Origin of the sequence: Chitinophaga sp. Ak27, assembly GCF_012726295.1 — a bacterium.
Taxonomy (GTDB): Bacteria; Bacteroidota; Bacteroidia; order Chitinophagales; family Chitinophagaceae; genus Chitinophaga.
In genome coordinates, this window is the sequence record NZ_JABAOB010000007.1 from 1 (window position 1) to 12,608 (window position 12,608).

The following is a 12,608-nucleotide window of genomic DNA, read 5'->3' on the forward strand; positions in this document are numbered from 1 at the left end:
CTGTCCTAAAATCACACTTTTAGACATTTAAACATCCCGACAATCAAATCAAGATCTAAAAGCTGAAAATTTATCACTTAAAAAAAAGGCCGACCAAAAAGCCTTATTTTACTTTTTGGTCAGCCCCGTGTAAGGTTTATACCGTTTGAATAACGATATAGGTTTTCCCTTTTTGCAACAGGATATATTTATCTCTCAGCAAAGATTCGGTATTTACGATCATATCGATGCCGGAAGCTTTTACTTTATTAACGCTTACGCCGCCGCCCTGCACCATTTTGCGGGCTTCGCTTTTGCTGGGGAGTAAACCGCTTTCTGCAGCGAGGCTCACAATATCTTTACCTACTTCAATTTCTGCCCTGGAAATCTCATACTTTGGAATGTTGTTGAGTAAATCCATCAGATCCTCTTCAGAAAGGGACGATAATAGCGCAGCGGTATCCTTATTAAATAAAATAGAAGATGCTTCTACCGCAAAATTGTAATTCTCTTCACCATGAATGAAGACGGTTACTTCTTTAGCGAGGCGTTTTTGAAGCAGCCGTTGTCCGGGGTCTTGTCTGTGTTGTGCAATGAGATCTTCTATTTCGGCTTGCTCCATGAAGGTGAAAATCCGGATATAGCTTTCCGCATCTACATCGGTTGTTCTTAGCCAGAACTGGTAGAACGCATATGGAGAGGTACGTTTAGCATCCAGCCATACAGTACCAGATTCGGTTTTCCCAAATTTGGTGCCGTCAGCTTTTTTAATCAGCGGACAGGTAAAGGCGAAGGCTTCACCACGGGCTTTCCTGCGGATCAATTCTGTACCAGTAACAATGTTACCCCATTGATCGGAGCCGCCCATCTGCAGTTTACAGTTTTTGGCAGTATACAAATGATAGAAGTCGTATCCCTGTATGAGCTGATAGGTAAATTCGGTGAATGACATCCCGTTGTCGCCTTCGATTCTTTTTTTAACGGAATCTTTGGCCATCATGTAGTTAACGGTGATGTGTTTACCGGTGTCGCGAATAAAATCGAGGAAGGAAATGTGCTGGAACCAGTCGAAGTTATTCACCATTTCTGCCGCATTGGGTTTGGCAGGATCAAAGTCGAGGAAGCGTTCCAGCTGAGCTTTGATACCTGCTACATTTTTTTGCAGGGTATCCAGGTCCAGCATTTTTCTTTCTTCCGCTTTAAAGGAGGGGTCGCCTACCATTCCGGTAGCGCCGCCCACCAGCGCCAGGGGCTTATGTCCTGCCTTTTGCAGGTGCACCAGCAGCAGGATGGGTACCAGGCTCCCGATGTGCAATGACTCCGCAGTAGGGTCAAAACCAATGTAGGCAGTGGTCATTTCCTTTTGCAGTTGCTCTTCCGTACCAGGCATCATATCCTGTAGCATACCCCGCCAGCGCAGTTCTTCTATCAGATTCATGATTTTAATAACAATTTTTGCAAACCTACATAAAAATGTCTGAACTGCGGGGGATAAGTGGTTGGAGGGGAGAAGGAGAAAAGAAAGGTCCCGTTGCAGAGCAACGGGACTAAAACATTACATATTTTTAAGGCATTTAGCCAGGCTATCTCTCCAATAGGGCACTGTAACGCCGAAGGTAGCTTTGATTTTTTCTTTATTCAGCACACTGTAGGCAGGGCGTTTGGCCGCCGTTTTATATTTATCAGAGGTAACCGGGGAAATGCGGGTGGTAGCGTTGGTCATCTCTTTGATAGCAATAGCAAAGTCGTACCAGCTGGTAACTCCCTCGTTACTATAATGATAAACGCCACCCAGGGCAGCATCTGGGTTTACTGTTTTATATTGCAGTATATCCAGGATGGCCACTGCCAGATCACCTGCATACGTAGGCGTACCTGCCTGATCAAAAACCACGTTTAATTCCTGTTTTTCCTGCATCAGTTCGCGCATACGCTTTACGAAGTTGACCGCATATTCTGAATAGAGCCAGGAGGTCCGGAGTACAATGGTTTGTTCATTATAACCGGTAGCTGCGGCTTCGCCCCGAACTTTGGAGGCGCCGTAGATGCTCTGAGGATCGGTTTCATCTTCTTCCGTGTAGGGCACATTTTGCCGGCCGCTAAATACATAGTCAGTAGAAATATGCAGCAACTGGGTGTTATGTTGTGCACAGATTTCCGCCAGCGTAAGTACTGCCTGGAAATTCAAGAGAAAGGCTTTGTCTTCGTCTTCTTCTGCTTTGTCTACCGCCGTATAAGCTGCGCAATTGATACAGGCATCAATCGGTTGTGCGGCGAAATAGGCTGCCAGTGCATCGGCATTGGTAATGTCGAGATCCTGGTAATCGGTGAATAACAGGTTGAATTGTGGATAATCACCGGCTACTTTCTGCAAGGCCTGGCCTAGTTGACCGTTTCCTCCGGTAACAAGAATATTCTTCATGGCAATGATCAGCTGTTAAAAATAAAATTATGTTGTACGTCTGCCAGCTTAGGCAGGATCAGGTCTTTTTCAGAAACGATCGCGTCTTTAAGATCAATTCCCCAGTCTATTTGCAAGGCAGGATCGTTATAGACAATGCCGCCTTCACTGTTTTTGTGATAAAAATTATCGCATTTGTACATAACCTCTGCGGTTTCACTGATCACGGCATATCCATGTGCAAATCCTTTTGGTACCAGTAGTTGTAACTTATTTTCGGCACTTAGTTCAATTGCATAAGATTTACCATAGGTAGGAGAACCCTTACGGATATCTACCACCGCATCAATAATCCTTCCCTCCAGTACTCTTACTAATTTGGTTTGGGCATACGGTTCCAGCTGGTAGTGCAATCCTCTCAGTACGCCATATACAGACCTGGCCTGGTTATCCTGAACAAATTTATAATCAATGCCTTCAGCACTGAAAGTATTGGCATTGTAGCTTTCAAAGAAATAACCACGATGATCGCCTAATACTTTTGGTTCGTAAATTAAAAGACCGGGTATTCCCGTTTGTTGAAAAGGCATGAGTAATAACTATCTTTTTTGATATTGTTCGTTATAATATTTCTGGTAATCTCCGCTGGTTACGTTGTTGAGCCATGCTTCATTCTCCAGGTACCAGTCCACCGTTTTTTCGAGGCCTTCTTCAAATTGAAGCGAAGGTGCCCAACCCAATTCCTTATTCAGTTTGGTGGCATCTATAGCGTAACGGAGGTCATGCCCTGCACGATCTTTCACATAAGTGATGAGCTGTGCTGAGGAGCCTTCCGGACGTCCTAGTTTTCTATCCATAATCCTACACAGCAACTGGATAAGGTCAATGTTTTTCCACTCATTAAAGCCACCTACATTATAGGTTTCTCCTGTTTTGCCATGATGGAAAATTGTATCAATAGCCCTGGCATGATCATTTACATATAACCAGTCCCGTACATTCTCTCCTTTACCATACACCGGCACAGGTTTGTTATTTTTGATATTATGTATCGCCAGTGGAATTAATTTTTCCGGGAAATGATGTGAACCATAGTTATTGGAGCAATTGGAAATCACAACTGGCAGATGGTAGGTGTGGTGGTAAGCCATCACAAAATGATCTGAACTGGCTTTGGAAGCGGAGTAGGGAGAACGTGGATCGTATGCGGTCGTTTCCAGGAAAAAACCTTCTTCTCCCAATGAACCATATACTTCGTCGGTGGAAACATGATAAAACAACTTCCCTTCCATATTATCTTTCCAATGCTTTTTGGCGCTATTTAATAAAACAGCCGTGCCCAATACATTGGTTTTGATAAATGCCAGGGGATCCATGATAGAGCGGTCTACATGACTTTCTGCAGCCAGATGTATTACACTATCAAACTGATATTTTTCGAAGAGTTGCTCAATAAAAGCTTCGTCGGTAATATCTCCCTTTTCAAAAGAATAGTTAGGCTGTTCCTTGATGTCTACCAGGTTTTCAAGATTACCTGCATAGGTGAGTGCATCCAGGTTCACAATTTGATAATCCGGATATTTATTAACAAATAACCGTACTACATGGGAACCGATGAACCCCGCTCCGCCTGTAATCAATAATTTCCGCTTCATTTCCGGTAAAATTTAATTTTATTTGAGTAAGGCTTTTTTAAAGTATTCGTATGTGATCTTCAAGCCTTCCTGCCGGCTCACCTTAGGCTCCCACCCCAATAAAGTACGGGCTTTGGTGATGTCAGGCTGACGTTGTTTCGGGTCATCTTTGGGCAACGGGTGGTAAACGATTTTTTGTTTGGTTCCCGTTAGGGCAATGATTTCTTCGGCAAATTGATTCAGGGTGATCTCCTGTGGATTGCCGATGTTTACCGGCAGGTGGTAATCGCTTAATAATAAGCGGTAAATACCCTCTACCAGGTCGTCTACATAGCAGAAAGAGCGTGTCTGGCTACCATCCCCGAATACAGTGAGGTCCTCGCCATTCAATGCCTGGCTCATAAAAGCAGGCAAAGCCCTTCCGTCGTTGAGTCGCATACGAGGACCATAGGTATTGAAGATACGAATGATACGTGTTTCAAGTCCATGGAAGTTGTGATAAGCCATGGTAATAGATTCCAGGAATCTCTTCGCTTCATCGTATACGCCCCTTGGACCCACAGGATTAACGTTGCCCCAGTATTCTTCCGGCTGTGGATGTACATTGGGATCGCCATATACTTCCGATGTGGAAGCCACGAGAATACGAGCCTTCTTTTCTTTCGCCAATCCCAACAGGTTATGTGTTCCCAAAGAGCCCACCTTTAGTGTTTGAATCGGCATCTTCAGGTAATCTATTGGGCTTGCAGGGGATGCAAAATTTAATATGTAGTCCAGTTTTCCAGGTACATGCACAAATTTTGTCACATCATGATGATAGTATTCAAAATTTGGCGAAGGAAAAAGGTGCTCAATATTCTGGATATTACCAGTAAGCAGGTTATCCATGGCGATAACATGGTAGCCTTCTTTTATAAAGCGGTCGCAGAGATGGGAGCCAAGGAAGCCTGCTGCACCGGCGATAAGTATTCTTTTCTTTTCCATACGTTTGATATAAATATTAAAGCATAGCGGGTATACGTCCAACGCTCTCGTAGTGGTATCCCAGCTCCTTCATACGACTTACTTCGAAAAGGTTTCTACCATCAAAAATCGCTTTATTTTTCAAACTCGCGGAAATTTTATGGAAATCCGGGGTCCTGAATACGCTCCATTCGGTAGCAATGATAAGGGCATCGGCATTATCTAGGCAGGCATATTGATGATCAGCATAGGTAATCTTATCGCCCAGTACATGCTTCACATTAGGCATTGCTTCCGGATCAAAAACCGTTACAGTAGCACCTTCTGCCACCAAAGCATCAATGATATACAACGCTGGCGCTTCCCGGATATCATCTGTATTAGGCTTGAATGCAAGCCCCCATAACGCAAAGTGCTTGCCGCTCAGGTTATTTTCAAAAAAGGCTTTTATCTTGGGTAATAAAAATAATTTCTGTTTTTCGTTTACATCCATTACCGCATTTAGAATTTTAAATTCATAGTCGGCATCTTCAGATGACTTAACCAGCGCTTGTACATCTTTGGGAAAGCAGCTGCCTCCATATCCGATACCAGGAAACAGGAAGCGTTTACCAATACGGTCATCGCTGCCAATTCCCCTGCGAACCATGTCAACATCAGCCCCCAGTTTCTCACATAGAATAGCGATTTCATTCATGAAGGAAATCTTGGTTGCCAGGAAAGAATTAGCGGCATACTTGGTCAGCTCGGCCGATTTTTCATCCATGAACAAAATGGGATTTCCCTGCCGTACAAATGGAGCATACAATTCGCCCATTACTTTACGTGCCCGCTCCGACATCGTACCAATCACCACTCTGTCAGGTTTCATGAAATCATCTACTGCCACTCCCTCTCGCAGAAATTCAGGGTTGGAAACTACATCAAATGGGATTTTACAGTTTTGGGCAATGGCTGCTGTTACTTTTTCGGCAGTACCTACCGGCACGGTACTTTTATCCACTATTACTTTGTAACCGGTCATAATTTTGCCTAAATGAGCTGCTACATTAAGCACAAAGGAAAGGTCTGCTGAACCATCGGCTCCCGGTGGGGTAGGAAGGGCCAGGAAAATTACTTCAGCATCGCGGATACCATCTTCCAGACTGGTGGTAAAAGACAGGCGTCCCTCTTTTAGATTACGCTCAAATAGTTTCTCCAATCCTGGTTCATAAATAGTAATCTGACCAGATGAAAGCTTGTTTACTTTGCTGGCGTCAATGTCTACGCAGGAGACATCATTTCCTGTTTCGGCAAAACAGGTACCTGTTACGAGACCTACGTAACCTGTACCTACTACGGTAATCTTCATGATTGGGGGGTGTTTAAAAATGATTTAACGGACTGGATAATATGTTCCAGTTGATCGGAATCCATTTCAGTGTGTATCGGTAAGGAAATCACCTTACTGGTGAGATTATCGGTTACGGGAAGATTGAATGCTGCTCCGCCGAAGTGCTCGAACATTTTTTGGCGATGTGCAGGAACAGGATAATAAATCATAGCTGGCACTCCTTTGGAGGCCAGGTACTGCTGCAGCTCATTTCTGTCGGCACCATGCAGCTGCAGGGTATATTGATGAAACACATGATAACTATTAGCCGCCCGATAAGGAGTGGTAATCTGTGGTACGCCGGCAAACGCAGCATCGTATGCATCGGCTACTGCCCGGCGGGCAGCGATATATTCATCCAGCAACGGTAACTTGATGCGTAATACGGCTGCTTGTACAGAGTCTAAACGGGAGTTGCAACCTACTACATCGTGGTAGTAGCGGGCAGACTGGCCATGATTAGCTACCATACGTATTTTAGCTGCCAGTTCATCATCATTGGTGAATAAAGCGCCTCCGTCTCCATAGCATCCCAGGTTTTTGGACGGGAAAAAAGAAGTACAGCCTATATGCCCGATAGTACCTGCTTTCTTTTTGCTGCCATCTTGAAAAGTATAATCAGCGCCAATCGCCTGGGCATTGTCCTCTATCACATACAGCTGGTGTTTGGCAGCAACGGCCATTAGAGGTTCCATATCAGCAACATGGCCATATAAGTGCACTGGCACAATGGCCTTGGTTTTAGGGGTAATCGCTTTTTCCACGGCCGCTACATCCAGGCAATAAGTTTCAGGGTCAATATCCACGAAAACGGGTTTTAACCGTAATAAAGCTATTACTTCAGCGGTAGCAATAAAAGTAAAAGAAGGCGTAATAACTTCATCACCTGGTTCCAGCCCCAATGCCATCATTGCAATCTGAAGGGCGTCTGTACCATTGGCACAAGGTATCACGTGCTTCGCGCCCAGATACGTTTGTAATTCGCCGGTAAATTGCTGTACCGCCCCTCCGTTAATAAAGGCCGAGCTTTCCAGAACTTCTTCGATGGCCGCATCTACCTGTGATTTAATCTTCGTATACTGGCGTTTCAAGTCCACCATCTGAATAGGAACCATATGATCGTATATTTTTATTTTATGTAAAGTGTGCAAATTTACAAATTTTGAGATTGGATGAGGATTATCTTTGCATTCATCTGAAAATTAAGTAAAAGTACGCATGGGAATGGTAGCAACAGGCATTTATAATGCCGGACTTCAATTATACAAAGCCGGCGTACAGCTGGCGGCGATGGCTGGCAAAACAAAGGCGCAACGCTGGCTCAATGGCCGACAACACTGGCAATCCCGTATGCGCCAGGAAATAACCGGCCCCATCGTCTGGATTCACGCCGCCTCCCTGGGCGAATTCGAGCAGGGTAGACCCGTTTTGGAAGCCATTCGAGCTACTTACCCCTCCTATAAAATTCTATTAACCTTTTTTTCGCCCTCCGGTTACGAGGTGAGGAAAAATTACAAAGGAGCCGATTTTATTTATTACCTGCCACTCGATACCAGGCGAAATGCCCGGGAACTGCTGGATATTGTACAGCCTGCTTTGGCCATTTTTATCAAATATGAATTCTGGTACCACTATCTAACGGAACTCTATAAACGTAAAATTCCTACTTTACTCGTATCCGGCATTTTCCGCAAAGAGCAGGTCTTCTTTAAAGGCCATGGAGCTATGTTCCGGCAACTGTTACAACAGCTGACACATATTTTCGTTCAAAACGAGGACTCCCTCCGGCTATTACACGGAATCGGGTTACGAAACGCCAGCATCAGCGGCGATACCCGCTTTGACCGGGTATCGGCTTTATTGCAGGAACATGCCGACTTGCCTGAAATAGCGTCCTTTATTGCCGGCAACCAGGTGATCGTAGCTGGCAGCACCTGGCCCGAAGATGAGAAACTGCTGAGTGAATGGTGGCAACAGGAGAACAGGCCAGGGTTAAAGCTGGTTATCGCTCCCCATGAAATTCAGGAATCACATATACAAGACATCCTTACCCTGTTTCCTGCCGCCCAGCGGTTTGCTGCGCTCAAAAAAGACCAGGTCGCTACCGGTCAGGTACTCATTATAGATAACATCGGTATGCTCACCGCGTTGTACCGCTACGCTACCATCGCTTATGTAGGAGGGGGATTTGGGAAAGATGGCATTCATAACCTGCTGGAGCCTGCCGTATACAACAAACCTGTTATTATTGGCCCTGAATACAGTAAGTACTTTGAAGCGGTGGAACTGGTAGCCGCAGGGGGAGCATTGGTAATTACAAATGCTACACAACTACATACCTGCATACAGCAATTATTACAACAAGGGGAAATATATTCCCGCACTGCCGCGATTGCCGGAAATTACGTAGCTGCTAACACCGGGGCTACCCGGAAAGTATTGGACTATATTCAGGAAAATCGTTTTCTGAGCAGGGAATAAAACTGTTGTACCAGGTGATGGTCGTCTTCCCAACCCTGGATAATTTTTATTTCCCGCTGGAGCCAGTAGTCAGCCTCCTGCAGGCTACCGCATTCATTGATCGTTTTAATAGAACGCTCATACAAATCGCTGTCGCCCCGGAAAAGCTCTTGTATAAACTGGTATTTGTCGTTGATACCAATGGCATGACGCAGGTCGTGTATGGGCATATCTCCCAATTTTTGGGCTACCTCCACCTTTTGTTGACGCAGGCGGTCGTTCAGAGACAATCCATTTACGGGTTCTTGTGCCTTGTTTTCCCAGGCTGTGGCCGGGGTAGGAGCATGGGCAGCTATTTCATCAAAAAGCGTAGCTGGTTTAGGCTTTTCCGGTACTGATATATGAGCCACAGGGGCTGGAGCCGGTTTGGGAATCACTGCCGGTTCAGGCGGTACTACGGGTGCAGGAGGCTGGGCATTGGCTATCCGGCTGTTGATATCCTGAACAGGAGTAATATGATTGAAAGTGGGGACATCATTCAACCGCGCCGCCCGACTATTGATATCTTCCACATCGGATGATATTTCGGGAACGGCCACTACCTCCAACGGTTTATTTGATGGTAATGTTGTAGTTTGCGCCGCAGTTGGCTCAGCTACCGGAACGGTAACAGGCTGTTGCGCCGGCATGATGACCGCAATTGTATTCTGCTGGGATGATTGTACCTGTTGTTGATGTTGCAGGGTACGTACATGCAACACCTCCGCCTGCAGCAATTGTACATAGTACGAAATAGCGGACAGGTCAGCCCCGGAATTTTTTAATTCCTGTAGTTTCTCAATTAATGCATTAATTTTTTCCATGCCTTAATTGTTAACGGGTGAGAGATAAAAATATTTTATTCTCATAAAATTAGAATATTTTAATTAATTAATAATCAAATTAGTATAATATGTTTATTGAACCTTCTCTTGCAGGAGGACGGAGGGGCTGGATTGAAGTAATTTGCGGCTCCATGTTTTCGGGAAAGACCGAAGAACTGATCCGCCGCCTGAAACGTGTATATATTGCCAATTTAAAGGTGGAAATTTTTAAACCTGCGATAGATATCCGATACGATGAGGGCGCTATTACTTCACACGATGAAAACAAGATTGTTTCTACACCGATAGAAAATTCCCAGCAAATCCTGTTACTGGCACAGGATGTAGACGTAGTCGGTATTGATGAAGCCCAGTTCTTTGACGACGAGCTTCCCAATGTATGTGATCAGCTGGCTCTAAGGGGAGTACGGGTAATTATAGCCGGACTGGATATGGATTATACAGGTAAGCCATTCGGCCAGATGCCGTTCCTGTTGGCCAAAGCAGACTATATTACTAAGCTGCACGCTATCTGCGTAAAATGTGGGAATATTGCCAATTATTCTTACCGGAAATCTGCGTCCAAAGAAACATTACTGCTGGGGGAAAAAGATGTATATGAACCGCGGTGCCGGCATTGCTATTATGAAAATGTATAAGGATTATAAAGGGAAAGCCCACCATTTGGTGGGCTTTCCCTTTATAATCCTTATATAATCAAGTATGTTGTTTAACCTTAAACGTAAATTTCTTTTGGGTCAGATAGCTGAAAATAACCACCAGTGCAGTGGTACATATTTTTCCCACGGTAGGATAAAAATGCAGGTGATCCACAAATATCTTCATCAGCAGATAATTCAGTAGAATACAGATGCCCACTAATACAAAGTACCGGAATAGCTGTACCCGGCCCCGTAGATTGGAGTCCGAGAAAACGACGTATTTACTGAGCAGGAAGCCGGTAGGAAAAGTAACCGCCATAGACATGAATAAAGCGGCTATATGCGCGCTCATATTAAAAAATACCAGGTGCACCATCTGCTGATGCAGTACGAAATTGTAACATACGAAATACAGGAATATATCCAGCAGGGTATTTCCACCGCCACAGGCGAGGTACCTGAAGGTTTGCCAGGGCAACACCTTCGAAAAGGGCTGATAGAAGAACCTGAGTATCTGAAGTATGGCGTTCTGTAGCATCATAAAAATAGGCGCTAAGTTATACGTTTTCCGGGTTTTCGGAAACACTTTAACGAAAGTTAACAACTGTACAGGGTTATCTTAACATATTCCTTTTTTTCCAGGGAGAAGAAACGGAATGGGTGTTGATAGCTGCTTCCTGTAAAGTTATATTTTGTTGCTGCCATACGTATGCAGCTAAAATAGCTGCCAGCTTATTAATATCGGCAGATTCCGCTTGTAGTGCCTGTGGTGTGAAATATTTACCAATGAAATTGGTGTCAAATTTTCCTTCGATAAAAGCGGGTTGCTGTAATGCCCAATGGCCGAAGGATAACGTGGTTTTAATCCCTTTTACCTGGTATTCTTCAATAGCTCTCAGCAAACGGTGTCTGGCTTCCTCGCGGTTGCTACCCCAGGCAATGAGCTTGGCAATCATCGGATCGTAATAAATCGGGATATCCATTCCCTGTTCATATCCGTCGTCTACCCTTACGCCATATCCTTGCGGACGGATGTAAGTTTCCAGTTTCCCGGTATCAGGTAGAAAGTTATTGGCCGGATCTTCAGCACAAATGCGCAATTCGATAGCATGGCCATTTATTTTAAGGCTTTCCTGGGTAAAGGAAAGTTTTTCTCCCCTGGCTATTTTAATCTGTTCTTTAACGAGGTCCAGTCCGGTGATCAGTTCTGTAACAGGGTGCTCTACCTGTAAACGGGTATTCATTTCCAGGAAATAGAAATTGAGTTGCTCATCTACCAGGAATTCGACGGTACCTGCGCCATAATAATTACAGGCCCTGGCTACATCTACGGCACATTGCCCCATAGCGGCGCGGATTGCTGGCGTAAGGCAGGAAGACGGCGCTTCCTCGATTAACTTCTGATGCCGGCGCTGGATAGAGCACTCCCGCTCAAAGAGATATACGCAGTTGCCATGGCGGTCGCCCAACACCTGAATTTCAATATGACGCGGGGCGCCCACATATTTTTCAATGAATACTGCATCATCGCCAAAGGCGCTCAGGGCTTCACTTTTAGCTAACCGGATCTGCTCCTCCAGTTCTTCCGGTGCATTCACCACGCGCATTCCTTTACCGCCACCACCAGCAGAGGCCTTGATAAGTATAGGAAAGCCGGTCTTTTTCACCACTTCCCGGGCTTCTTCCACGCTGCGTAGCGGGGTTTCTGTACCTGGTACCATCGGAACGCCAAATTTCTGGGCAGCCTGTTTGGCGGCCAGCTTACTTCCCATCACCTCTATAGAAGCAGCGGACGGCCCGATGAACGTAATGCCCGCATCGGTTACCTGTTGCGCAAAACGTGCGTTTTCACTCAAAAATCCATATCCCGGGTGAATACCATCTACCTGCTTTTCTTTGGCTACCGCAATGATTTTTTCGCCCAGCAGATAAGATTGATTGGAAGGGGCAGGGCCAATACAAACCGCTTCATCCGCATACTGTACAAACGGCATCGTGCGATCTGCTTCGGAGTAAACCGCTACCGTTTTAATGCCCATTTCACGTGCCGAACGCATTATGCGTAATGCTATTTCTCCCCGATTGGCAACCAGAATTTTATTCATCGCTCTTTTTTATGGAAGGGCTAATATAGGTTTTTTTTGAGCAGAAAGCGGAAAGCTGAAAGCAAAAGCCATCGAAGCGGGCGGCCAGCAGGAATTTTTAAGTATTCGCAGCGGTCATTTGCCTCAATGGCTTTTTGCTTTCCGCTTTCTGCTCATTAAACTATCTTTG

12 protein-coding genes are annotated in these 12,608 nt (G+C 45.1%); 2 read left to right on the plus strand and 10 right to left on the minus strand.

Going from position 1 to position 12,608, the window contains the following annotated elements; genetic code table 11:
• Positions 1–136: 136 nt before the first annotated feature.
• From tyrS to HGH90_RS22035, 7 genes are all read right to left on the minus strand, one after another.
• Positions 137–1,417 carry a tyrosine--tRNA ligase gene (gene tyrS, locus HGH90_RS22005; protein WP_168766056.1) on the minus strand — a complete coding sequence of 427 codons (1,281 nt, stop codon included), beginning with the start codon at positions 1,415–1,417 and terminating at the stop codon, positions 137–139.
• Between the two features lie 117 nt (positions 1,418–1,534).
• Positions 1,535–2,401, minus strand: a complete 867-nt coding sequence (gene rfbD / locus HGH90_RS22010) for a dTDP-4-dehydrorhamnose reductase (protein WP_169191894.1) — start codon at positions 2,399–2,401, stop codon at positions 1,535–1,537.
• Positions 2,402–2,409: 8 nt separating this feature from the next.
• Entirely contained in the window at positions 2,410–2,970 is a 561-nt protein-coding gene (gene rfbC, locus HGH90_RS22015; protein WP_168766054.1) for a dTDP-4-dehydrorhamnose 3,5-epimerase, read from the minus strand.
• A gap of 9 nt (positions 2,971–2,979) precedes the next feature.
• On the minus strand, positions 2,980–4,035 hold the full coding sequence (gene rfbB, locus HGH90_RS22020) for a dTDP-glucose 4,6-dehydratase (RefSeq protein ID WP_169191895.1): 1,056 nt from the start codon (positions 4,033–4,035) through the stop codon (positions 2,980–2,982).
• 18 nt (positions 4,036–4,053) lie between these two features.
• Entirely contained in the window at positions 4,054–4,998 is a 945-nt protein-coding gene (locus HGH90_RS22025) for a UDP-glucuronic acid decarboxylase family protein (protein ID WP_169191896.1), read from the minus strand.
• A 16-nt stretch (positions 4,999–5,014) separates the two neighbouring features.
• A complete protein-coding gene (locus HGH90_RS22030; RefSeq protein ID WP_169191897.1) occupies positions 5,015–6,328 on the minus strand; it encodes a UDP-glucose dehydrogenase family protein in 1,314 nt (437 codons plus the stop codon).
• Positions 6,325–7,464: a DegT/DnrJ/EryC1/StrS family aminotransferase gene (locus HGH90_RS22035; protein WP_168766047.1), complete on the minus strand. Its 1,140-nt coding sequence runs from the start codon at positions 7,462–7,464 to the stop codon at positions 6,325–6,327. The genes HGH90_RS22030 and HGH90_RS22035 overlap by 4 nt, the downstream gene beginning before the upstream one ends.
• 103 nt (positions 7,465–7,567) lie before the next feature.
• Here HGH90_RS22035 and HGH90_RS22040 point away from each other — a divergent pair, with 103 nt between their 5' ends.
• The gene (locus HGH90_RS22040) at positions 7,568–8,830 is read left to right on the plus strand and encodes a 3-deoxy-D-manno-octulosonic acid transferase (RefSeq protein WP_247679981.1); all 1,263 of its coding nucleotides are present in this window, start codon (positions 7,568–7,570) and stop codon (positions 8,828–8,830) included.
• On the opposite strand, the gene HGH90_RS22045 is transcribed toward HGH90_RS22040, so the two are convergent.
• Positions 8,800–9,672: a hypothetical protein gene (locus HGH90_RS22045; RefSeq protein WP_168766045.1), complete on the minus strand. Its 873-nt coding sequence runs from the start codon at positions 9,670–9,672 to the stop codon at positions 8,800–8,802. The two genes, HGH90_RS22040 and HGH90_RS22045, sit on opposite strands and share 31 nt — an antisense overlap.
• A gap of 89 nt (positions 9,673–9,761) precedes the next feature.
• Here HGH90_RS22045 and HGH90_RS22050 point away from each other — a divergent pair, with 89 nt between their 5' ends.
• Positions 9,762–10,331, plus strand: a complete 570-nt coding sequence (locus HGH90_RS22050) for a thymidine kinase (protein ID WP_168766043.1) — start codon at positions 9,762–9,764, stop codon at positions 10,329–10,331.
• A gap of 58 nt (positions 10,332–10,389) precedes the next feature.
• Here HGH90_RS22050 and HGH90_RS22055 read toward each other — a convergent pair whose 3' ends face one another.
• Both HGH90_RS22055 and accC read right to left on the minus strand, forming a co-directional pair.
• Complete coding sequence (locus HGH90_RS22055) at positions 10,390–10,875, minus strand: GtrA family protein (RefSeq protein WP_247679980.1); 486 nt, start codon at positions 10,873–10,875, stop codon at positions 10,390–10,392.
• 73 nt (positions 10,876–10,948) lie between these two features.
• On the minus strand, positions 10,949–12,439 hold the full coding sequence (accC, locus tag HGH90_RS22060; RefSeq protein WP_168766041.1) for an acetyl-CoA carboxylase biotin carboxylase subunit: 1,491 nt from the start codon (positions 12,437–12,439) through the stop codon (positions 10,949–10,951).
• Between the last annotated feature and the right edge of the window lie 169 nt (positions 12,440–12,608).